Consider the following 22,249-nt stretch of genomic DNA (forward strand, 5'->3'; position numbering starts at 1 on the left):
CTCCTGTGTCGACGCCCTCCTCGGCAGAAGGCCCGTCCCGCCGGGCGGCGGTCCTGACGGCCGCCGCCGTGGCCGTCCTGGCCTGGTCCACCGATCAGCTCACCAAATGGTGGGTCGAGTCGACCATGACACTGGGCGAGCAGATCGACGTGCTTCCGCCGGTGCTCTACTGGCGGTACCATCTCAATCCCGGCGCCGCCTTCTCCCTGGGCACCGACCACACCTGGTTCTTCACCCTGGTGATGTCCGGCGTGCTGCTGTTCGTCCTCTGGCACTCCCGCAGGCTTGGGGGATCGTGGCTGTGGGCGCTCGGCCTGGGAGGCCTCGCCGGAGGAGTGGCGGGGAACCTCACGGACCGACTCTTCCGGCCGCCCGGCTTCGGACACGGTGAGGTCGTCGACTTCATCGCGGTGCCGAACTTCGCGATCTTCAACGTCGCGGATTCGTTCATCGTCTGCTCCATGATCGGCATCTGCGCGATGCTGGTCTTCGGCCTCGACATCGACGGGACGCGCGAGGGGAAGGCCCGCGACGCTGAGGAGCAGGCCGACGGCGGCGAGCCGGAGGAGGATCCCCGATGACCGGCCTCGAGGAGGCGTCGACGGTGCTCGTCGAGGTCTCTTCGGACCGTGACGGATCCCGTGCGGACGCCGTGCTCGCCGAACGTTTCGGCATCTCCCGCACGGAGGCGGCCGGCTGGCTCGCGTCCGGGGCGGCGGTCCACGCGGACGGGCGGCGCATGGGCCGTCCGGTGAAGAAGTCCGAGAAGCTCCCGGCGGGCACGTCGCTCCAGGTGACGGTGCCCGTGCGGAACGACCCCCTGGAGGTGGTGGAGGACGTCGTGGAGGATCTTCACGTGCTGCACCAGGACGATGACATCGTCGTCGTCGACAAGCCCGTGGGCGTGGCTGCTCACCCGTCGCCCGGCTGGACCGGACCCACCGTGATCGGCGGCCTGCTCGCCCTGGGGGTCGAGATCTCCACCTCAGGCGCCCAGGAGCGCCGGGGCATCGTGCACCGGCTCGACGTCGGGACCTCCGGGATCATGGTCGTGGCGAAGACCGAACGGGCCTACAGCATGCTCAAGGAGGCCTTCCGCACCCGGACCCCCAGCAAGACCTATCACGCCCTCGTGCAGGGGCTGCCCGACCCGGTCGACGGCACCATCGACGCGCCCATCGGTCGGCATCCCGGGCACGAGTGGCGCTTCGCCGTCATCGAGGACGGGCGAGACTCCCGCACGCACTACCGGCTGCTCGAGGCCTATGGCCGGGCCAGCCTGGTGGAGGTCTCACTGGAGACGGGGAGGACGCATCAGATCCGTGTGCACTTCTCCGCCCTGGGGCACCCCTGCGCGGGTGACCTGACCTATGGCGCGGATCCGACCCTGGCGGCCCGACTGGGGCTGACCCGTCAGTGGCTGCACGCCTATGAGCTCGGCTTCACCCATCCCGCGTCGGGCGACTGGGTGAGCTTCCGCTCCGAGTATCCGCAGGACCTCGTGGAGGCCCTGCGCATCATCGAGGAGGTCTGACGATGTCCGGAGATTTCGTCCATCTGCACAACCACACCGAGTACTCGATGCTCGACGGCGCCGCGAAGATCGGAGAGCTCTTCGAGGAGACCCAGCGTCTGGGCATGCCGGCGGTGGCCACCACGGACCATGGGTTCCTCTTCGGGGCCTATGAGTTCTGGAAGACCGCGCAGCAGTACGATGTCAAACCCATCATCGGTCTGGAGGCGTATCTGACGCCGGGTACGCACCGGTCCGAGCGTCGTCGGGTGAAGTGGGGCGACGGTGTGGCAGGGGAGAAGGACGTCTCCGGCGGCGGTGCCTATACCCACATGACCATGTGGGCCGAGGACACCCGGGGAATGCACAACCTCTTCCGGATGGGCTCCCTGGCCTCCATCGAGGGCTACTACTTCAAGCCGCGCATGGACCGGGAGATCCTCGAGACCTACGGCAAGGGCATCATCGCCACCACCGGCTGTCCGTCCGGGGAGATCCAGACCCGTCTGCACCTGGGGCAGTACGAGGAGGCCAAGCGGGCCGCCGGTGACTTCCAGGACATCTTCGGCAAGGAGAACTTCTACTGCGAGCTGATGGACCACGGGCTCGAGATCGAGCGAAGGGTCAAGGCGGATCTGCTCAAGCTGGCCAAGGAGATGAACCTCCCGCTGGTGGCCACCAACGACCTCCACTACACCCACCAGCATGACCACAAGGCCCACGGCGCGCTGCTGTGCGTGCAGTCGAACTCGACCCTGGACGATCCGAACCGGTTCAAGTTCGACTCCGAGGAGTTCTACCTGAAATCGGCGGCGGAGATGCGGCATCTCTTCCGCGACTTCCCGGAGGCCTGCGACAACACGTTGGCGATCGCGGAGCGTTGCCAGGTGGAGTTCAACGAGTCGGCCTCCTACATGCCCCGCTTCCCCGTCCCGGAGGGTGAGACCGAGGAGTCCTGGTTCATCCAAGAGGTCGAGCGGGGGCTGGCCTACCGGTACCCCTCCGGGGTGCCCGACGACGTCAGGAAGCAGGCCGAGTATGAGATCGGCGTCATCACCCAGATGGGCTTCCCGGGCTACTTCCTGGTGGTCGCCGACTTCATCAAGTGGGCCAAGGACAACGGCATCCGCGTGGGGCCGGGCCGCGGCTCCGGCGCGGGATCGATGGTCGCCTACGCGATGCGCATCACCGACCTGGACCCGCTGCAGCACGGACTGATCTTCGAGCGCTTCCTCAACCCGGACCGTGTGTCCATGCCTGACTTCGACGTCGACTTCGACGACCGTCGTCGAGGCGAAGTCATCGACTACGTGGTGCGCAAGTACGGCGACGAGCGCGTCGCTATGATCGTCACCTACGGCACCATCAAGTCCAAGCAGGCGCTGAAGGACTCGGCCCGCGTGATGGGTGAGCCGTTCTCCACCGGCGACCAGCTCACGAAGAAGATGCCGCCGGACGCCATGGGCAAGCCCATGCCGCTGTCGCAGATCTATGACGAGAACTCGCCCCGCTACTCCGAGGCTGTGGAGATGCGGGAGTTCCTGGATTCCGATCCGCGGATGAAGGAGATCTTCGACCTCGCGTCGGGCCTGGAGGGTCTGAAGCGCCAGTGGGGCGTCCACGCGGCCGGGGTGATCATGTCCTCGGATCCGCTGATCGACATCATCCCGCTGATGAAGCGTGAGCAGGACGGCGCGATCATCACCCAGTTCGACTATCCGATCTGCGAGTCGCTGGGTCTGATCAAGATGGACTTCCTGGGTCTGCGGAACCTGACGATCATCTCTGACGCCCTGGAGAACATCAGGAACAACAAGGGCGTGGACGTCGACCTGGAGACCCTCGACCTGGACGACCGGCCGGCCTATGACCTGCTGGCCCGGGGGGACACGCTGGGCGTGTTCCAGCTCGACGGCGGAGGCATGCGCTCCCTGCTGCGGCTGATGCGGCCGGACAACTTTGAGGACATCTCCGCGGCGCTGGCGCTGTATCGTCCGGGGCCCATGGGCGCGAACTCGCATACGAACTACGCGCTGCGCAAGAACGGCCAGCAGGAGGTCAGCCCGATCCATGCGGAGCTCGAGGAGCCGCTGGAGGACATCCTCGACACCACCTACGGCCTGATCATCTACCAGGAGCAGGTCATGGCCATCGCCCAGCGGGTGGCGGGCTATTCGCTGGGACAGGCCGACATCCTGCGTCGCGTGATGGGCAAGAAGAAGAAGGCCGAGCTGGACAAGCAGCAGGTCGGCTTCTTCGAAGGGATGAAGGAGAGCGGCTATTCGGAGGCGGCGGCCCAGGCCCTGTGGGACATCCTGCTGCCCTTCTCCGACTATGCGTTCAACAAGGCGCACACCGCCGCCTATGGGCTGGTCGCGTACTGGACCGCCTATCTGAAGGCCAACTATCCGGCAGAGTATCTGGCGGCCCTGCTCACCTCGGTGGGGGAGAACCGGGACAAGCTGGCCCTGTACCTGGCCGAGTGCCGCCGCATGGGCATCACGGTGACGCCGCCCAGCGTGAACGAGTCGGCGCTGACGTTCACCCCGGTCGGGGATGACATGATCCGCTTCGGCATGGGTGCGGTCCGCAATGTGGGCGCCAACGTCGTCGCCGGTCTGGTGGACGCCCGCCAGGAGAAGGGCGCCTACGAATCGTTCGCAGACTTCCTGCAGAAGGTTCCGCTGCACGTGTGCAACAAACGCACGGTGGAGTCCATGATCAAGGCTGGAGCGTTCGACGAGCTCGGGGACACGAGGCGGGCTCTGGTCTCGGTGCATGAGCAGGCCATCGACCAGTCCATCGGGCAGAAGAAGAAGGAGGCCGAGAACCAGTTCGACCTCTTCGCCGACGCCGATGTGGACCTGGGCGACTCGGTGAAGGTCACGGTGCCCGACCTGCCCGAGTGGGACAAGAAGGACAAGCTGGCCTTCGAACGGGAGATGCTGGGACTCTATGTCTCCGACCACCCGCTGCAGGGCCTGGAGCGGGTCCTGGCCCAGCATGCGGACCGCTCGATCTCCTCGCTGCTGAGCGAGGAGGGTCCCCCGGACGGGGCGACGGTGACGATCGCGGGCATGATCACCACGTTGCAGCGACGCATCGCGAAGTCGTCGGGGAACCCCTATGCGAAGGTCGAGGTGGAGGACCTGGCCGGGTCGATCGAGGTCATGTTCTTCGGCAAGGCGTATCAGCCGATCTCGACGGTGCTCGCCGAGGACCTGGTGGTCGCCATCAAGGGTCGGCTGCAGCGGCGCGACGACGGCTCGGTGTCGATCTCCGCCCAGGAGATGATCGTCCCGGAGCTCGACGGCGAGGCCAACAGCGGACCGGTGGTGCTCACCGTGCCCAGCCAGCGAGCCAACGAGAAGGTCGTCACCCAGCTCGGCGAGGTGCTGCAGCGGCATCGCGGCGGCAACGAGGTGCATGTCCAGCTGCTCTCAGGCGACAAGGTGGAGGTCATGCGTCTGGGTCCGCAGTACCAGGTGACGCCGTCGCCGTCGCTGTACGGGGACCTGAAAGTCCTGCTGGGACCGAGCTGCCTGAACGGCTGAGGCACTACATCTTGTGGTGAATGATTTTGTCCGCTCTACATGTTGTGGATACAATCATGGCATCACAGGTCGTGGTCCGGTGCCCCACGATGAGGACGAGAGGAGGGTGCCGAGATGTTCTGTCCGTACTGTCGGCATGACTCCTCGCGAGTCGTGGACTCGCGCATGCTCGAGGACGGCTCCGGCATCCGCCGTCGGCGGCAGTGTCCCCAGTGCTCCAAGCGGTTCACCACCATGGAGACGACCTCCCTCAACGTGATCAAGCGCTCTGGCGCCGCTGAGCCGTTCGACCGCTCGAAGGTCATCAATGGTGTGCGCAAGGCATGCCAGGGCCGCCCGGTCTCCAGCGATGACCTGGCCGTCCTCGCCCAGGAGGTGGAGGAGGCGGTCCGCGCCTCGGGCAATGCCGAGGTGGACGCCAACGACGTCGGCCTGGCGATTCTGGGACCGCTGCGCAAGCTCGACGTGGTCGCCTATCTGCGTTTCGCCTCCGTCTACCGGGGCTTCGACAACCTCGATGACTTCGAGGAGGCCATCGGGGAGCTGCGCCGCGAGGAGCTGCACCCGGTAGGAGGCGACCACACCACGGTGGTGCAGCCGCGCTTCGGTTTCCGCTAGACTTCCAGATGTACCGGCGGTGCTCTCTTCAGGGGAAGGTTGAGAGCACCGCCGGTTCTGTCATCTCCGGGCCTGTTCCGGGCCGTGAGGCCCGACTGTGTGTTGGCCCCTCTCAACGGGCCAGCAGCGCCCGCAGGTCGGCGATCGCGGCGTCGGGATCCTCAGCGGAATAGACCGCCGAGCCGGCCACGAAGGTGTCGGCGCCCGCGTCCGCGGCACGCAGGATGGTCTCGGCGTTGATGCCGCCGTCGACCTGGATGGCGATCTCCCCGCCGAGGTCGTCGACCGCACGGCGGGCCCGTCGGATCTTGGGCAGCACCAGATCCAGGAACGCCTGGCCCCCGAAGCCGGGTTCCACCGTCATCATCAACAGCATGTCCAGCTCGCCGAGCATGTCCAGGTAGGGTTCGATCCCGGTGGCCGGCTTGAGCGCCATCGCCGCCTGGGCCTGCTGGGCGTGCAGCTCCCGGGCCAGGCGGACCGGGGCCTTCGCCGCCTCCGCGTGGAAGGTCACCGACTCGCAGCCCAGCTCCGCGTACTGCGGAGCCCAGATGTCGGGGTCCTCGATCATCAGGTGGATGTCCAGGGGCAGGTCGGTGGTCTTCCGGATCGACTCCACCACCGGCAGCCCGAGGGTGAGGTTCGGGACGAAGTGGTTGTCCATGACGTCCACATGCACGGCGTCTGCAGTGCTGATCCGGGAGATCTCCCGTGCGAGGTTCGCGAAGTCCGCGTTGAGGATGCTCGGGTGGATGCAGGGGGAGCGTCGGTGCTGGGCGTCGGCCGCCAGGTCGGAAGCAGGGTCGGCAGCAGGGCTGGCAGCAGGGTCGGCAGGAGTGTTCACGGGTCTGATCCTATGCGTCAGTCGGACTGGGTGGGGCGGAGCAGGAGGGCGAAGAACATCGCATCGGTGCCGTGGACATGGGGCCACAGCTGCACCGTTCGGCTGTTCGTGCTGGTCTCGCCGCCTGCTTCGCGCGGGGGCCCGGAGCGGAGGAGCTCGGCCCCCTGCGGAGAGCTGACGGCCGTCATGGCGTCATGGGCGTCCAGCAGCCGCAGGTCCGGGCGACGCCGCAGCAGATCCTCGACCTGCACCACTGTCTCGGCCACATGCGGTGAACAGGTCACGTAGGCCAGCAGCCCGCCGGGCGCGAGCACATCGGCGGCGGCGTCGAGCAGCTCCTCCTGCAGCACCGTCAGCTCCGCGAGGTCTGCGGGGCGGCGACGCCAGCGTGCCTCGGGGCGCCGCCGCAGGGCTCCCAGCCCGGTGCAGGGGGCGTCCACCAGGATCCGGTCGAACCCGCCATGGGTGGAGACCAGATCAGCCACGGCCGGATCCTCGCCGATGGTGCGGCCGTCGCCTTCGCGCACCGTCCAGGCGTCGGTCCGGATCGGAGCCAGGGCCTGGCGCACCAGCTCGGCGCGATGCGCGGAGGGCTCGTTGGCCACCAGCGCGGCGTCCTGCTCAGCGGCCAGCGCGGCCAGCAGGGCCGCCTTGCCGCCGGGGCCTGCGCACAGGTCCAACCAGTGTTCACCGGCGACGTCGGGGTCCACGGTCTCAGGGGTGAAGGAACCCGCCACGGCGCGGGCGATCCATTGCGAGCCGATGTCCTGGACGCGCAGCTCACCCTCGCGGACGCCGGGCAGGCGTCCGACGTCCCCTCCGCGGAACACCGCCGCCCCCTCGAGCAGGTCGCTGGGCTCCGCGCCTGCCGCCAAGGCGCCGGCGAGACGCGGCTCCCCAGCGGCGGGGAGGTCGACCAGATGCACCACCGGGGCGGCATTGTCAGCGGCGAGGGCGGCCTCCAGCTCGCCGGAGCGACCGTCGAGTCGCAGCGCCTGCTTCATGGCCCGCACCACCCAGGAGGGGTGCGCGTGCCGGAGGCCGAGGTCCTCGTCGGAGCCCGGCTCCAGCGACTTCTCCTCGGCAAGCCGCGTCATCCACGTCTCACGGTCCTCGGCGCTCAGGCGCCGCAGCACGGCGTTGACGAAGCCTCCCGGTCCGGCCCCGATCTCGGCGCGCACCAAGGCCACGGTCTCCGAGACGGCGGCATGGGGGTCCACTCGCATCCCCAGGAGCTGGTGGGCGCCGAGGCGCAGGGCATCGAGCACCGGCGCGTCGAGCGCGTCCAAGGGCCGGTCCACGCAGGCCGCAATGATCGCGTCGTAGGTCCCCTGGGCGCGCAGGGCGCCGTAGGCGAGTTCGGTGGCGAAACCTGCGTCCCGACGGTCCAGCCGGGCGCGACGGATCTCTCCGGGGAGTGTGAGGTTCGCGTAGGCGTCGTCGCGACTCACCGCCCGCAGGACTCGGAAGGCCACCAGTCGGGCGGGGTCGGCCTTCCTCCGTCTCCCGCTCGGCGCCTGGGCGCTGCGGCTGCGCGGCCGGGACCCGTCGGGGCCTCCGCGGTTCCGCTGTCGGCCGGTGGCGTCCCGGCGGTCCTCCCGGTGGTCTTCCCGGCGGCGACCGCCGTCGGCTCCGGGGGTGCCGCCTCGGCGTGGGCGCTGTCCGCTCATCGGTCCTCCCGGGACGTGTCGGTGGGGCGTGTGCTGGTGGTGGGGCCGTCGGGGGTGGGGGCGGCCGCCCCCAGCGTCACGCGGCCACGCAGCCCGCGGAGCCAGTCCGCGGCGGCGATCATCCGCTTGCCCGCAGGCTGGACCGCGCTGAGCACCACGCCCCCGTCGACGGCGCGGAGCACGACCTCGGGGTGCTGGGGCGTGCGATCCGCCGGGGCGAGCGAGACCTCGCCGGGGCGGGACCGAGCCAGCGGCTCCGGCAGCTCCGCCTCGTACACCCTCGCGGTGCCCAGCTTGAGCCGCTGGTCGTCGTGGAGGGTCCAGGCCCCCGGCTCCGGGATCGTCGCGTTGATGCGTCGGACCACGGCCTCAGCCTCCTGGTGAGGATCCACGTAGGCGTCCTCCCGGGTGAGCTTGCGGGCATGGCTCGGGGCGCCCTCCTGCGGGACCGGCACGGAGGCTCCGGTGAGGAGTTCGGGCAGCAGCGTGGCGAGCAGAGCGCCGCCGAGGCGTGTGAGGTCCTGCAGGACGACGCCGGCGCTGTGCTCGGGCGAGAGAGGGACTTCGCACATGGCATGGATCGGACCGGTGTCCATGCCGGTCTCCAGCTGGAAGACCGTGGCCGCAGCGGTGGCGTCCCCGGCGAGGATCGCATGCTGTACGGGTGCGGCTCCGCGGTGACGCGGCAGCGCAGAGTAATGCAGGTTCACCCAGCCGCGCGGGAGGGCCTCGAGCGCGGGGGCGGGCAGAAGGGCCCCGTAGGCCACGACCACCCCCAGTTCGGCGTCGAGGGCGGTCAGCTCCTCCAGGGTCGCCGCGTCGACTCGGTCAGCCTTGACCACGGGGATGTCGGCGTCTTCGGCGGCCTGCGCGACAGGGGAGGGGGTCAGCCGGCGGCGGCGTCCCACGGGGGCGTCGGGGCGGGTCAGCACGCCCGCCACCTGGACGCCGTCGTCCAGCAGGGAGCGCAGACAGTCGGCAGCGATGGGTGGGGTGCCGGCGAAGATGATGCGACCCTGACGGGCTCCGGCGCGCAGGTCGGCGGGGTCCACGGCGCCATGGGCCTCGTGGAGGTCGTCCTCGGACAGGATCCGTGGTCTCGGTGCGGGGGTCATGATGTCCTCTCGCCTCAGGTGCGGGGTCCGGCGAAGAAGCTGCTTCCGGAGCCTGCGTCGGGGCGGGACTCCGGCCCGGCCCCGGCGGCTCGGCGCTGTGGCCCCGTCCCGCCCGCGGAGGGCTCACGCAGTGCGCGCATGGCGTGCCGGCGGTCCTCTCCGGTGAGCCTGTCGATGAACAGGCGGCCGTCGAGATGGTCGACCTCGTGCTGGAAGCAGGCCGCGAGGAGTCCGGCGGCCTCGACGTGCACTGCGGCGCCCTCGGGCGTCGTCCCGGTGAGGACGACGGTCTGCGACCGGTCGACGGGGGAGTAGACGCCGTCGACCGACAGGCACCCTTCGCGCAGCAGGTTCTCGCCCTCCGCCGGTCGGCTCGGCTCGCGGGGGGTGGGACCGATCGGACCGGTCAGGGAGAGCTCCGGGTTGATGACGGCGCCGCGGGAGCCGGCGGCGTCGAAGGTGAAGATCCTCAGCCCGACTCCGATCTGCGGGGCGGCCAGCCCGATGCCGCCGGCGGCGTCCATCGTCTGGTACATGTCCTCGACGAGCTGGACGATGCGTGCATCCAGCGCGGGGACCTCCTGAGCCGGGGTGCGCAGGACGGGATCGCCGAGGGTGCGGAGCGGAAGAACTGCCATGTCCTCGATCCTACTGCCGCACGGTGCTGGTCGCTCGACGCTCGGCGTGGTCAGGCCGCCGGAGTGACAGGCGGCACCCCGTCGCCTCCGGGGGCTTTCGCCGTCGACGTCGTCGCACCTGCCGACGCCGCTGCGGGCGGGGGTGCGAGCGGGCGCAGCGAGGGCCCGGCCTCAGCAGTCCGGCGTCCGTGCTCCCAGACCTGCCGCAGCGCCCAGAACTTGTGCCAGTGCGCCTTCAGCGCCGCGGGGGTCGCCTGGACGGGGACGACCTCCGTCTCCGAGACGGCCACCGCCATCAGAAGGCAGTCCTGTCCGTGGGGCCAGGGCTCCCAGATGCCGGCCTGCGCGTCGACCAGCCGCTCCTCGGCCTGCATGCCGGCCACCAGCTGCATGACGACGGATTCGCTCAGCGGCTTGGCGCGGCCCCTGCGGTCGAGGCCCTTGGTCTTGAAGTCGATCACGCAGGTCCGCCCGGCGATCTCGGCGATCAGGTCCAGGGTTCCGGCGTAGCCGATCGTGTGGTTCCAGACCGTGACCTCCGCGGCCAGGGGGCGCACCCCGTAGAGGTCCCACCATTCGTCGAAGCGGTCGGCGAAGGCGGTCTCGCCATGCTGGACCAGCGTCGCCCGCGCGGTGTCGACCTCGTGGTCGGTGCCCAGAGCACGCAGCGCGACCTGCTCCGCGTAGTGGTGGACGCGATCACCGCGTTGCGCCGCCGCGTCGCGGAACCGCTCGGCGGCCGAGGCAGCGTGACGGGCCAGGGTCTTCAGCTGGGAGGCGGAGCCGACGGCGGCGGCGAGGCGATCGTCCTGGATCAGTTCCTGGGTGGCCAGGTGGCCTGCCCATCCGGTGAGGTCCTTGTGCTCCTGGCCGATCACCGTGGTGATGGAGGGGACCTCGGGCGCGGAGGTGAGCGAGCGGGAGTACATCCGACCGAACTCGGTGGCGTGGGCGAGAGTGGGCTGTGTCATCGGGTCCAGTCTGCCACGCAGGCGTCTCGGGTCCGCAGGGAGGCCCGGACGCGTGTCCGGCGCTGCCCGCGCGTCGCCACGGAGCGCGATGCGGCTCACCGGTGAAGCCCGGAACCCCCGGAATGACAGGGATCCGCCAGGTCACAGGCGGGTGTGTGGGGGTGGTCACAGGGGTTCGATTGGACGAGGGGCCGAGGGCTGAGCTAGAGTTTCATGTCGTCGGAAAGCGGACAGCACGGACGGTCGAAAGGCCTTCCGGAAAGCCGCGGAGAAGCCGATGTGCGGATGTAGCTCAGCTGGCTAGAGCATCACCTTGCCATGGTGAGGGTCGCGAGTTCGAATCTCGTCATCCGCTCGATGGGCTCGAAGGAGTCGATCCCGAATCCCGGAGACGGGGACGGTGGGGTGGCCGAGTGGCGAGGCAGCGGCCTGCAAAGCCGTATACGCGGGTTCGATTCCCGTCCCCACCTCGCTCGGGCCGCCTGCGGTCCGAACAGTTGAATAGGCGCGATTGGCGCAGCGGTAGCGCGCTTCCCTGACACGGAAGAGGTCACTGGTTCGATCCCAGTATCGCGCACTGAGTGGTCTATACTGATCACTCGTGCGGATGTAGCTCAGCTGGCTAGAGCATCACCTTGCCATGGTGAGGGTCGCGAGTTCGAATCTCGTCATCCGCTCAGCAGAAGGCCCGGAATCCCTCGTGGATTCCGGGCCTTCGTCGTCGGTGTGGCAGACTTGTCCCCGACACACTTCGTGCTCCGGGGTCGGTGAAAGTCCGAACCGGCGGTGAAAGTCCGCGACCCGAGCCGCCTCGGCGGCCTCGGTTGAACCGGTGGAACTCCGGTACCGACAGTCACAGTCTGGATGGGAGAAGCACGAAGGCCGGTCGACGGCGGTGCCTCTGGCGCACCCTCGACGTCTTTCCGGCCGCCGCGCAGGCATCGTCATCCCCGGAGCCGACTCCACCGTCGGGTCTGGGAAGGACGAGCTGCTGAATGGACGCCCTGCGCTGGCTTCTCGAGGCCGAAGTCCTGGTCTTCGGCAGTCCTCTGCTGCTCCGTGAGGTCCTCGGCAATGTCTTCGGCCTGGCCTGCGCCCTCGGCGGCATGCTGCGCCGTGTCTGGGCCTGGCCGGTGGGCATCGCCGGCAACCTGCTTCTGCTGACCGTCTTCCTGGGATCCTTCTTGGGTCTCAGCGATGACCCCGCGCTGCTTGGGCAGGCTGGGCGGCAGGTCATGTTCCTCATCGTCTCGGTCTACGGCTGGCACCAGTGGAGGTCGGCGCGTCGGGCGCAGCAGTCCGGCGGCGGAGTCGCCGCCGTCGCCCCCCGCTGGGCGCCCCCGCGTGCCCGGCTCGCCCTGATCCTGGCCCTGGTGCTCGGCACCGCCGCGCTGACGCCCGTGCTGCGTGCCCTCGGCTCCTATGAGCCGGTGTGGGCCGATGCGTGGACCTTTGTGGGATCGCTGCTGGCCACCTACGGCATGGCCCGCCGCTGGGTCGAGTTCTGGCTGCTGTGGATCGCGGTCGACGTCGTCGGAGTGCCGCTGCTGTGGTCGGCCGGCTACTACGCCTCCGCCGGAATGTACGCCGTCTACGGCGTGTTCACGCTGATCGGATTCATCGTCTGGAGCCGAGTCCAGCGACGTCAGACCGCAGACGTCGCGACGACTGGCGTCCGCCACGACGTCGCCGCAGACACCGGGGAGACCCCCGGCGCCCCGGGGGCGTCCCGATCACGGCCTCGGGAGGTGTCCCTCGATGGATGAACCGGTCGACGTCGTCTGCCCACCGGATCCCGCCGGTGCGCATGAGCAGACCATGCGGCTCGCGATCGAGGCCGCGCACCGTGGGCCGCGCGGCGCGAACCCCCTGGTCGGCGCGGTGCTGGTCTCCCCGGAGGGAGAGGTCCTGGCAGTGGGACACCACCGGGGGGCCGGACACCTCCATGCCGAGCGTGACGCGCTGCGTCAGGTCGCGGCGGGCGGTGACCACGGAGCTGTGGATCTCCACGGGGCCACGCTCTACTGCACGCTGGAGCCCTGCCGCCACCACGGCCGTCAGCCCCCGTGCACCGAGGCGATCCTCGAGGCCGGCGTGGGACGTGTCGTCTATGGGGCCGACGACCCGACGCCTGACGCCTCCGGAGGAGCGGCGGTGCTTCGCGCAGCTGGCGTCGAGGTGGTCTCCGGCGTGCTCTCCGGCCCTGCGCTCGCGGTCAACAACCGCTGGGCCCGGGCGCGCCGGGAGGGTCGGCCCTTCGTCACCGTGCACCTCGCCCAGAGCCTCGACGGGCGCATCGCCGCCGCTGACGGCACCAGTCAATGGATCACCTCATCGGCCTCCCGGCTGCACACGCACCGCATCCGGCGTCGCATCGACGCGATCCTGGTGGGCAGCAACACCGCCGAGGTGGACGATCCCCGGCTCACCGCCCGCCTGCCGGACGGGACCCTGGCCGACCGGCAGCCGCTGCGCTGCGTGATGGGGCGGCGACCGCTGGCGGAACGTGCCCGGCTGCGACAGGGGCGGCCGGAGGGAGACGGCTGGGTGCAGCTGCGCACCCACGACCCCCTCGAGGCGCTGCAGCGGCTGGGGGCGATCGAGCATGACGGGCATCCGGTCCGTCATGTGCTGGTCGAAGGCGGCTCCCGGGTGCTCGCCGCGTTCTTCGCCCAGGATCTGGTCGACGAGATCTTCGCGTACCAGGCGCCGCTTATCCTCGGCGCCGGGGCGTCCAGCGTGGGGGACATCGGCGTCACCACGCTGGCGCAGGCGAGGCGCTACACCCGCGATCAGGCGGAGGGCGGAGCAGTCCGGATCCTCGACGACGACGTCTGCGTCCATCTCCAGCCGGCAGAGGGCGCTCTGACCTGGCCGGAGCACAGCACGGACCCGCTCAGCATCGGGCCGCGCGGCGCATCCGCGCCGACCCATCACGCATCGGACGCGGCGGCCGACCTGGCCGGCGCCGGAGAAGACAGGAGCTGCACAGACCCATGTTCACCGGAATCGTGACAGGCGTCGGTCGGGTGCTCGAACGGCACCCCGACCCGGCCCGCGGGGTGGAACGGCTGACCTTCGAGGCGCCGGGACACGTGGAGGGACTGGCCCTGGGAGGCTCGATCGCCGTCAACGGCGTGTGCGTGAGCGCCACGGCCATCGACGATGAGAACGTCACCGTGGACCTCATCACCGAGACGCTCAAACGCACCACGATGGGACAGCTCGGCGTCGGCGACGCCGTCAACCTCGAACGGTGCCTCCCCTCGGGAGCCCGGCTCGACGGTCACGTCGTCCAGGGCCATGTCGACGGGATGGGCACCCTGGTGGAGCGTGACCTCCACGACGGGCGCCACCGCTTCGCCGTGCCGCGGGATCTGGCGCCCTTCCTGGCGGAGAAGGGCTCCATCGCCGTCGACGGCGTCTCGCTGACTGTCACCGCGGTCTCCGCACCCGGTGCGCTCGAGGCATGGTTCGAGGTGGGCCTGATCCCCACCACGCTCGCCGAGACGACGCTCGGCGGACTCGCAGACGGCGGCCAGGTCAACCTCGAGGTGGACGTGCTGGCCAAGTACACCCGCAGGATGCTCGACCTCGACGCCGAGGCGGGCAGCAGCGCACTCGAGCGCGGCGCGGAGGGGCCCGCGCTCGTAGAGCCCGCGCCGGCGGCCTCCGCACCCGGTGCGGCCGTCACGCCGGCGGTGCGCCGTCCCGACACTCCCGCGCCCGTGCTCGACCCTGTGGAGGTCGCCCTGAACCAGCTGGCGAAGGGCCGCCCCGTCGTCGTCGTCGACGATGCCGACCGGGAGAATGAAGGCGACCTCATCTTCCCCGCGACGGCGGCCACCGAGGAGCTCATGGCCTTCACGGTGCGGCACTCCTCCGGGGTGATCTGCGTGCCGATGAGCCGGGAGCGGGCCGACCATCTGCGCCTGCCTCCCATGGTCACCGACAACCAGGACCCCAAGGGCACCGCCTACACCATCAGCTGCGACGCCGCCTCCGGCATCACCACCGGCATCAGCGCGGCCGACCGCGCCCGCACGGCGGCGCTGCTGGCCGACGCCGCCTCAGGGCCCGAGGACCTCACGCGGCCCGGACATCTGTTCCCGCTCATCGCCGACGACGCCGGCGTGCTGGGTCGGGACGGCCACACCGAAGCCGCCGTCGATCTCTGCCGGCTCTCCGGGCACCCGGAGGTCGGGGTCATCGCCGAGCTGGTCCACGACGACGGGCGCATGATGCGACTGCCGGCGCTGCGCGAGTTCGCCGACGATCACCGGTTGGCGCTGATCTCCATCGCGGACCTCATCGCCTACCGCGGCGGCGAGCCCAGTCCGGAGGCCGTCATGGACGCCGTGCAGGCGTCCTGGGAGCACCCCGAGGAGGAGTCCAGCGCCCTGGTGACCCCTGGCCCCGTGGTGACCCTGCCCACCGACCATGGGATCTTCGCCGCCCAGGTATGGACCGAGCACTCGACCGGCCATGAGCACCTGCTGATCTCCGCCCGGTCCCGCCCGGCCTCCGAGGCCGGCGCCCAGGAGCACCGCCCCCTGATCCGGATGCACTCGGAGTGTGTCACCGGTGATGTGCTGGGCTCCCACCGCTGCGACTGCGGCACCCAGCTGGCCTCCGCCCTGGAGTCGATCCAGCGCGACGGCGGCCACCTGCTGTACCTGCGCGGCCACGAAGGCCGGGGGATCGGACTGGCCAACAAACTGCGTGCCTACAAGCTCCAGGAGGAGGGCGCGGACACGGTCGAGGCCAATGAGATGCTGGGCCTGGCCGCGGAGCTGCGGAACTACACCGGCGCGGCGGCGATCCTGCACAGCTGCGGCATCACCCGCCTGAGGCTGCTGACCAACAACCCGGACAAGGTCGAATCCCTGCAGAAGGCCGGACTGGACGTCGAGCAGGTGCCGGCCGACGGTGTCGTCCATGACGAGAACCGCCGGTACCTGCGCACCAAGCGGGACCGGATGCGCCACCTGCTGGACCACTTGGGCCTGGAGGATCGTGAGGCCCGTGGCGCAGGGCATGACCTGCCGCCGGAGGAGCTGGTGGCCGACCATGAGGAGCCTGCGGAGCGCACGCGTCCGCTTGACGAACAAGGAGAGAGATGAGCAGCACCGGAACCCCTGAGATCGACGCCACCGAGCTGGAGCAGCTGCGCACCGCGGCCGCCGAGAAGCCCCTCCGTGTGGCCGTGGTGGCCTCCCGCTGGCACACCCCGGTCATGGACGGCCTGATCGCCGGCGCCCGTCGCTTCCTGGACGGCATCGGCATCCATGACGTGACCCTGGTCCGCGCCCCGGGCAGCTTCGAGCTGCCGGTTCTCAGCGCGGCCGCCGCGACGCGCCACGACGTCGTCATCGCCCTCGGCGTGGTCATCCGTGGCGGCACCCCGCACTTCGACTACGTATGCCAGGCGGCCACGGACGGGCTGGGCCGGGTGGCCCTGGACTCCGGCGTCCCGGTCGGCTTCGGCCTGCTGACCTGCGATGACGAGCAGCAGGCCCTGGATCGCGCAGGTCTGGACGGCTCGAAGGAGGACAAGGGCTTCGAGGCGGCGCATGCCGCCGTCTCCGCCGCCGTCGAGGTGGCACGGCTCACGTCATGACGTCCCAGGTGACGCATCCGCGCTGGAAATCGTCCTCGACCCACGGAAAGGCATACCCTGGGACGGTGAAGAACTTCGACCAGCTCTACGCCGAACTCGCCGAGAAGGCCGTCGCCCGCCCCGAGGGGTCCGGCACGGTGGCTGCCCTCGACGCCGGCGTCCACAGCATCGGCAAGAAGATCGTCGAGGAGGCCGCTGAGGTCTGGATGGCCTGCGAGCATGAGACCGACGAGGCCGCCGCCGAGGAGATCTCCCAGCTGCTGTACCACCTGCAGGTGATGATGCTGGCCAAGGGGCTCAGCCTCGAAGACGTCTATCGACATCTCTGAGGGTCGGCCGCAGGCCGACGGCTCCGTGCACCACACCCGAACGACATCCGAACAGGGAACGACACCTCCATGCTGCGTGTAGCTGTACCGAACAAGGGCGCCCTCTCCGAGGCCGCCATGGCCATGCTCTCCGAGGCCGGATACGTCCAGCGCCGTGACAAGCGCGAGCTGGTCATGGTCGACGAGGAGAACGGCGTCGAGTTCTTCTACCTCAGGCCCCGGGACATCGCCGTCTATGTCGGCTCCGGGACCCTCGACGTCGGGATCACCGGACGCGACCTCTTCCAGGACGCGCGGGTGGACCATGGCGCCGAGGAGATCATGGGACTGGGCTTCGGCGGGTCCACGTTCCGGCTGGCCGGACCGGCTGGGCGGTTCCGCTCGGCCGAGGACCTGGCCGGCAAGCGGATCGCCACCAGCTATGACGGTCTGCTCAGTCGGTGGCTCGAGGACCAGCGGCTGGACGACGTGGAGGTCGTCCACCTCGACGGCGCGGTCGAGACCGCGGTGCGTCTGGGAGTGGCCGATGCGATCGCCGACGTCGTGGAGACCGGGAACACGCTCAAGGCCGCCGGCATGGAGACCTTCGGGGAGGCGATCATGCGCTCTGAGGCGATCATGATCTCCCGCCACGGGGAGCGTCCCGCCGGGACCGACCGGGTGACCCGCCGACTGCAGGGCGTGCTCGTGGCTCGGCAGTACGTGATGATGGACTACGACATCCGTCGTGAGCACCTTCAGGCCGCCAGCGCGATCACCCCCGGACTGGAGTCGCCGACCATCTCTCCGCTGGCCGACGAGAACTGGGTGGCCGTGCGCTCCATGGTTCCGGCGAAGAAGACCAACCAGCTGATGGATGAGCTCTACGAGCTCGGGGCTCGGGCGATCCTGGTCACCTCCATCCACGCCTGCCGGGTCTGAGCAGGGAGGGCACACCACATGTCACTGGCCGTCAGAGTCATCCCGTGCCTCGACGTGGACGCCGGCCGCGTCGTCAAAGGCGTGAACTTCGAGAATCTGCGCGATGCGGGAGATCCGGTGGAGCTGGCGCACCGGTACAACGACGCCGGTGCCGACGAGCTGACGTTCCTGGACGTCACCGCCTCGTCCTCCGACCGGGAGACCACCTATGACGTGGTCACCCGCACCGCGGAGGAGGTCTTCATCCCGCTGACCGTCGGCGGCGGGGTGCGCACCCAGGAGGATGTGGCCACACTGCTGCGCAGCGGGGCGGACAAGGCTTCCATCAATACGGCCGCGGTGAACCGACCGGAGGTCATCGACGAGATCACCGACCGCTTCGGCTCCCAGGTCCTGGTGCTGTCCCTGGACGCCCGCCGCACCGATGACCCGCAGATCGCCTCCGGCTTCGAGGTCACCACCCATGGAGGTCGCCGCGGCACCGGCATCGACGCGATCTCCTGGTGCCGCGAGGCCTCCGCGCGCGGAGTGGGGGAGATCCTGCTGAACTCCATCGACGCCGACGGCACCCAGGCCGGATTCGATGTGGAGATGATCCGTGCGGTCCGCCAGGTGACCTCAGTGCCGCTCATCGCCTCCGGTGGCGCCGGCCGCCCCGAGCACTTCCCGGCCGCCATCGATGCCGGCGCCGACGCGGTGCTCGCCGCCTCCATGTTCCACTTCGGCCCGGTGGACATGATCGCCCGCGTCAAGGAGGCCATCCGCGCCGCCGGCCATCCCGTGCGCTGACGCGGCCCCCAGCACACCTCCCGCCCGCCCACCAGCCGAGGACCTCCCCATGACCACGACCCCGCTTCCCGCCGAGATCCGCCAGAAGGTCAGCTTCGACGACGCCGGCCTCGTCCCGGCCATCGCACAGGACGCCGTCAGCGGCGAGGTGCTGATGATGGCCTGGATGGATGAGGAGGCTCTCGCGGCGACGCTGTCCACCGGCCGGGCGACCTACTGGTCCCGGTCCCGCGGTCAGCTCTGGCGCAAGGGGGAGACCTCCGGACATGTGCAGCAGGTCCGCCGTGTGGCCCTCGACTGCGACGGGGACACCGTCCTGCTGACCGTGGACCAGACGGGCCCGGCCTGCCACACCGGCACCCGCACCTGCTTCACCTCGCGGGAGATCACCCTGGAGGGAGGTCGCGATGACCAGGTCTGATCGGCGCTTCGGAGTGGTGTCCCCGAGTGCGGAGGAGTTCTCCGAGCTCGCCTGCGACCACCGGGTCATCCCGGTGACCATGCGCCTGCTGGCCGACGGCCACACGCCGCTGAGCATCTACCGGACGCTGGCTGACGGGCGGCCCGGCAGCTTCCTCATGGAATCCGCCGCTCCCGGCGCTGCGTGGTCCCGGCACTCCTTCATCGGCGTGCGCTCGCAGGCCACCCTCTCCGAGGGTGACGGCCGGGCGGTCTGGCTGGGAGACCCTCCTGCCGGTACCCCGCAGCATGGCAACACTGCTGAGGTGCTGCGGGCCAGTCTCGACTTCCTGGGCGGCGACAACGGCCGAGCACGCACGGTGGCCCTGCCGCATCTGACCTCCGGGCTGGTCGGGTACATCGGCTGGGAGGTCGTGCGTCACTGGGAGCGGCTGCCGCACCCGCCCGCTGACGACCTGCATGTGCCCGAGATGGCCATGAACCTCGTGAGCGACCTCGTCGTGCACGATAACCGGGACGGCACCGTCACCCTGGTGGCGAACGCCTTCAACCAGGACGGACGCGACTCCGGCGTCGAGCGGGCCTACGCCGATGCGGTGGCCCGGCTGGAGCGGATGCGTGCCGCGCTCGCCGAACCGGTCCGCCCCGGGGTCGCGGTGGCCCCGGCGGACTGGCAGGAGACGGTCGAACGAGATCTCGAGGACCGCGTCGAGCATGCCTGGGACCAGGACGAGTACCTGGCCACGTTGGGCAGGGCCAAGCAGGCGATCATCGACGGCGAAGTCTTCCAGATCGTGGTCTCCCGACGCTTCCAGGTCGCTACGGAGGTGGACGCGCTGGCGGTCTACCGCATGCTCCGGCTGCTGAACCCCAGCCCCTACATGTACCTGCTGCACTTCGAGACTCCCGATGGGGAGCCCTACCAGGTGGTGGGCGCTTCCCCGGAGGCGCTGGTCACCGTGGAGGATGACACCGTGGTGACACATCCGATCGCTGGCACACGTCCGCGAGGTGACACCCCCGCGGAGGACGAGGCGCTCGCCGATGACCTGCTCGCTGATGAGAAGGAGCGTGCCGAGCACATCATGCTGGTCGACCTGGCCCGCAACGATCTCGCCAAGGTGTGCGTGCCGGGCTCGGTGCAGGTCACGCGGTTCATGGCGGTGGAGCACTTCAGCCATGTGATGCACCTGACCTCGCATGTGCAGGGAGAGCTGGCGCCGGAGGCCTCGTCCTATGACGTCCTGGCGGCGACTTTCCCGGCCGGCACCCTCTCCGGAGCGCCGAAGCCCAGGGCCCTCCAGCTGCTCGACGCCTGGGAGCCGGCTCGACGGGGGGTCTACGGGGGAGTGGTCGGCTATTTTGACCTCTCTGGGCGGATGGATGCGGCCATCGCGATCCGCAGCGCACTGCTGAAGGACGGCCGGGCCTACGTGCAGGCCGGCGGCGGCATCGTCGCGGACAGCGACGACGACGCCGAACGTCAGGAGACGGTGAACAAGGCCGCCGCGCCCCTGCGTGCGGTGCTGGCCGCCGATCGGCTCCAGGAGCAGCCATGAGCCGCCGCGCGGTGGTGCTGGTGGGCCTGGCTGCAGGCGTGCTGCTGCTGGCCTCGGCCACACAGACGTGGGTGACCGCCGTCGGGCTGGGGGACACCTCCGCGGCGGGCCAGGTGGAGATCCCCGGCACCGATGTCTCAGACACGGTGACCGCCATGGCCCTGGTCGGGCTGGCCTCCTCCGTGGCTGTGACGATCGCCCGACGCATCGCTCGACTCATCATCGGCGTCGTGATGCTCGCCGCGGGCGTCTCGGCCGTTGTGACGGTGGCCCGGGTGATCGCTGCGCCCGGGGAGGCCTCGGGGCCCGCCCTGGGCGAGGTCACCGGCACCACGGAGCTCGCCGGTGAGTATGTCCTCGGTCCGGCAGTGTGGGCTGGTCTGGCCGGTGCTGTGCTGCTGGCGCTGGCGGCGCTGGCGCTGCTGATCTTCTCCCCGCGCTGGCGGGATCGGTCCTCGCGGCGATACGCCACAGCCCGCGAGGCAGGCGCGGCGCCGCAGGAGGACCCCGATGAGTTCGACCTGTGGGACGGACTCAGCGCCGGGGACGACCCGACATCCGAGCGTCGAGGCTGAGCCCGGCGAACTCTGTCACCGCCCCCAGCCTCCTCCTCTGCGCCGAGGGTCGGCAGACACGGCCTCTCCCGGTGCGCTCGTCACGCGCTGTCCCGGCGGCGGAGTCTGCCGAACCTCGAGAAAGAGGCGCAGATCATGCGGTGGGTCTCATTCGCCGACGGCGACCTCCAGCTCGGCATGCTGAGACCACTGGCTGAAGCTGCCCGGGTACAGCACGGCGTCGAAGCCGGCCAGGTGGGCCGCCAGGGTGGCGTGGGCTGCGTTGACGCCGGAGCCGCAGTAGCTCACCACCGGCCGGTGGTCGTCCGCGCCGGCCGCGAGCAGCCGCTCACGCAGCGCCTGGGGCGTCAGGAACCGGCCGGCGGCGTCGACGTTGCCGGCCGTGGGGAGGTTCCGCGCCCCGGGGATGTGGCCGGCCCGCGGATCGATCGGCTCGTGCTCTCCGCGGAACCTCTCCGGTGCGCGGACGTCCAGCAGCACGGCGTCGGCAGGGAGCCCCTGGCTCAGCCGGGAGGAGAGGTCTCGCACGGACTCCAGATCGACGGCCGCCGCGGCAGCCGTGTCGGTGACGTCCCGCTGCGGGTCCTGAAGCCGGATCGTCGACGGCTCCGGGCGCACATCGCCTTCCTCCAGCGGCAGTCCTGCCCGCCGCCAGGCCTCCAACGCCCCGTCGAGCACCCGGACGTCATGGACTCCGGCGCGGCGCAGCAGCCACCAGGCGCGGGCCGCGGCGAGGTTCTGCAGGTCGTCGTGGACCACCACGGTGCGTCCCGGCAGGAGCCCCCACCGTCGCGCGGCCTGCTGTAGCGTCTCATGCCGCGGGAGCGGGTGACGTCCTGCGACGGCGGGACGCCCATGGTCGCTGAGCTCATGGTCCAGGTCCACGTAGACCGCACCGGGGATGTGGCCGGCGCGGTGGTCGGCGGAGCCGTCCGGCTGGTCGAGCCTCCATCTGACGTCGAGCACATGTGGCGGCTCGGCGGAGCCCAGCAGGCTGTGGAGCTCGTCGGCGGTGATGAGTGTCTGCATGACCACCACCCTGCTCCGAGACCCCTCCGCTGTCCAGCCCGCCGCCACAGCAGGGGAGACCACCTGGTCTGCACGGGAGGAAAT

Annotated in this window: 20 protein-coding genes, 4 tRNA genes and 1 riboswitch; of the genes, 18 read left to right on the forward strand and 6 right to left on the reverse strand. The window is 70.0% G+C overall.

The genetic code is table 11. The features are described from left to right. The first annotated feature begins 5 nt into the window (after positions 1-5). The 4 genes from lspA to nrdR all read left to right on the forward strand — a co-directional run bounded on the left by lspA (position 6) and on the right by nrdR (position 5,685). On the forward strand, positions 6-581 hold the full coding sequence (gene lspA / locus ABD658_RS01160) for a signal peptidase II (RefSeq protein ID WP_083277781.1): 576 nt from the start codon (positions 6-8) through the stop codon (positions 579-581). Further along, a complete protein-coding gene (locus tag ABD658_RS01165) occupies positions 578-1,534 on the forward strand; it encodes an RluA family pseudouridine synthase (RefSeq protein ID WP_344683427.1) in 957 nt (318 codons plus the stop codon). The genes lspA and ABD658_RS01165 overlap by 4 nt, the downstream gene beginning before the upstream one ends. Positions 1,535-1,536: 2 nt before the next feature. Continuing rightward, a complete protein-coding gene (gene dnaE, locus ABD658_RS01170) occupies positions 1,537-5,067 on the forward strand; it encodes a DNA polymerase III subunit alpha (RefSeq protein ID WP_344683425.1) in 3,531 nt (1,176 codons plus the stop codon). A 114-nt stretch (positions 5,068-5,181) separates the two neighbouring features. Continuing rightward, positions 5,182-5,685 (forward strand): transcriptional regulator NrdR, encoded by a 504-nt coding sequence (gene nrdR / locus ABD658_RS01175; protein WP_070162374.1) that lies wholly within the window; start codon positions 5,182-5,184, stop codon positions 5,683-5,685. A gap of 112 nt (positions 5,686-5,797) precedes the next feature. On the opposite strand, the gene rpe is transcribed toward nrdR, so the two are convergent. The 5 genes from rpe to ABD658_RS01200 form a co-directional block, all read right to left on the reverse strand. Then, complete coding sequence (gene rpe / locus ABD658_RS01180) at positions 5,798-6,475, reverse strand: ribulose-phosphate 3-epimerase (RefSeq protein WP_311024429.1); 678 nt, start codon at positions 6,473-6,475, stop codon at positions 5,798-5,800. A gap of 71 nt (positions 6,476-6,546) precedes the next feature. Continuing rightward, positions 6,547-8,199: an RsmB/NOP family class I SAM-dependent RNA methyltransferase gene (locus ABD658_RS01185; protein ID WP_344683422.1), complete on the reverse strand. Its 1,653-nt coding sequence runs from the start codon at positions 8,197-8,199 to the stop codon at positions 6,547-6,549. Further along, a complete protein-coding gene (fmt, locus tag ABD658_RS01190; protein ID WP_344683420.1) occupies positions 8,196-9,314 on the reverse strand; it encodes a methionyl-tRNA formyltransferase in 1,119 nt (372 codons plus the stop codon). The genes ABD658_RS01185 and fmt overlap by 4 nt, the downstream gene beginning before the upstream one ends. Positions 9,315-9,328: 14 nt before the next feature. Next, positions 9,329-9,952: a peptide deformylase gene (gene def / locus ABD658_RS01195; protein ID WP_344683418.1), complete on the reverse strand. Its 624-nt coding sequence runs from the start codon at positions 9,950-9,952 to the stop codon at positions 9,329-9,331. A gap of 50 nt (positions 9,953-10,002) precedes the next feature. Next, complete coding sequence (locus ABD658_RS01200; RefSeq protein ID WP_070162193.1) at positions 10,003-10,923, reverse strand: PD-(D/E)XK nuclease family protein; 921 nt, start codon at positions 10,921-10,923, stop codon at positions 10,003-10,005. Positions 10,924-11,204: 281 nt separating this feature from the next. On the opposite strand from ABD658_RS01200, the gene ABD658_RS01205 reads away from it, so the two are divergent. The 14 genes from ABD658_RS01205 (at position 11,205) to ABD658_RS01270 (ending at position 21,136) form a co-directional block, all read left to right on the forward strand. Further along, positions 11,205-11,278, forward strand: a tRNA-Gly gene (locus ABD658_RS01205). Positions 11,279-11,322: 44 nt separating this feature from the next. Next, a tRNA-Cys gene (locus ABD658_RS01210) sits at positions 11,323-11,393 on the forward strand. A gap of 35 nt (positions 11,394-11,428) precedes the next feature. Continuing rightward, positions 11,429-11,500 (forward strand) — tRNA-Val (locus tag ABD658_RS01215). Positions 11,501-11,526: 26 nt separating this feature from the next. Further along, positions 11,527-11,600: transfer RNA gene (locus tag ABD658_RS01220), tRNA-Gly, on the forward strand. A 72-nt stretch (positions 11,601-11,672) separates the two neighbouring features. Beyond that, a riboswitch (FMN riboswitch) is annotated at positions 11,673-11,804 on the forward strand. Between the two features lie 114 nt (positions 11,805-11,918). After that, a complete protein-coding gene (gene pnuC / locus ABD658_RS01225) occupies positions 11,919-12,689 on the forward strand; it encodes a nicotinamide riboside transporter PnuC (RefSeq protein ID WP_311023946.1) in 771 nt (256 codons plus the stop codon). Next, entirely contained in the window at positions 12,682-13,938 is a 1,257-nt protein-coding gene (gene ribD, locus ABD658_RS01230) for a bifunctional diaminohydroxyphosphoribosylaminopyrimidine deaminase/5-amino-6-(5-phosphoribosylamino)uracil reductase RibD (protein WP_344683415.1), read from the forward strand. Before pnuC ends, ribD begins: the two co-directional genes overlap by 8 nt. Next, the gene (ribB, locus tag ABD658_RS01235) at positions 13,920-16,046 is read left to right on the forward strand and encodes a 3,4-dihydroxy-2-butanone-4-phosphate synthase (protein ID WP_344683413.1); all 2,127 of its coding nucleotides are present in this window, start codon (positions 13,920-13,922) and stop codon (positions 16,044-16,046) included. The genes ribD and ribB overlap by 19 nt, the downstream gene beginning before the upstream one ends. Further along, positions 16,043-16,543, forward strand: coding sequence for a 6,7-dimethyl-8-ribityllumazine synthase (ribH, locus tag ABD658_RS01240; RefSeq protein WP_070162199.1), 501 nt, complete (start codon positions 16,043-16,045; stop codon positions 16,541-16,543). Before ribB ends, ribH begins: the two co-directional genes overlap by 4 nt. A 65-nt stretch (positions 16,544-16,608) precedes the next feature. Further along, complete coding sequence (locus ABD658_RS01245) at positions 16,609-16,872, forward strand: phosphoribosyl-ATP diphosphatase (RefSeq protein WP_070162201.1); 264 nt, start codon at positions 16,609-16,611, stop codon at positions 16,870-16,872. 69 nt (positions 16,873-16,941) lie between these two features. Further along, entirely contained in the window at positions 16,942-17,793 is an 852-nt protein-coding gene (hisG, locus tag ABD658_RS01250) for an ATP phosphoribosyltransferase (RefSeq protein WP_344683409.1), read from the forward strand. An 18-nt stretch (positions 17,794-17,811) separates the two neighbouring features. Then, complete coding sequence (hisF, locus tag ABD658_RS01255; RefSeq protein ID WP_311023954.1) at positions 17,812-18,582, forward strand: imidazole glycerol phosphate synthase subunit HisF; 771 nt, start codon at positions 17,812-17,814, stop codon at positions 18,580-18,582. 49 nt (positions 18,583-18,631) lie between these two features. Next, on the forward strand, positions 18,632-19,003 hold the full coding sequence (hisI, locus tag ABD658_RS01260; RefSeq protein ID WP_070162209.1) for a phosphoribosyl-AMP cyclohydrolase: 372 nt from the start codon (positions 18,632-18,634) through the stop codon (positions 19,001-19,003). Next, positions 18,990-20,561 (forward strand): anthranilate synthase component I, encoded by a 1,572-nt coding sequence (locus ABD658_RS01265; protein ID WP_344683405.1) that lies wholly within the window; start codon positions 18,990-18,992, stop codon positions 20,559-20,561. Before hisI ends, ABD658_RS01265 begins: the two co-directional genes overlap by 14 nt. After that, a complete protein-coding gene (locus ABD658_RS01270; RefSeq protein ID WP_344683403.1) occupies positions 20,558-21,136 on the forward strand; it encodes a Trp biosynthesis-associated membrane protein in 579 nt (192 codons plus the stop codon). Before ABD658_RS01265 ends, ABD658_RS01270 begins: the two co-directional genes overlap by 4 nt. Before the next feature lie 147 nt (positions 21,137-21,283). Here the strand turns inward: ABD658_RS01270 and ABD658_RS01275 are convergent, their stop codons facing one another. Further along, positions 21,284-22,165, reverse strand: coding sequence for a sulfurtransferase (locus tag ABD658_RS01275; protein WP_344743638.1), 882 nt, complete (start codon positions 22,163-22,165; stop codon positions 21,284-21,286). Between the last annotated feature and the right edge of the window lie 84 nt (positions 22,166-22,249).

The organism is Nesterenkonia aethiopica, assembly GCF_039534665.1.
Taxonomy (GTDB): domain Bacteria; phylum Actinomycetota; class Actinomycetes; order Actinomycetales; family Micrococcaceae; genus Nesterenkonia; species Nesterenkonia aethiopica.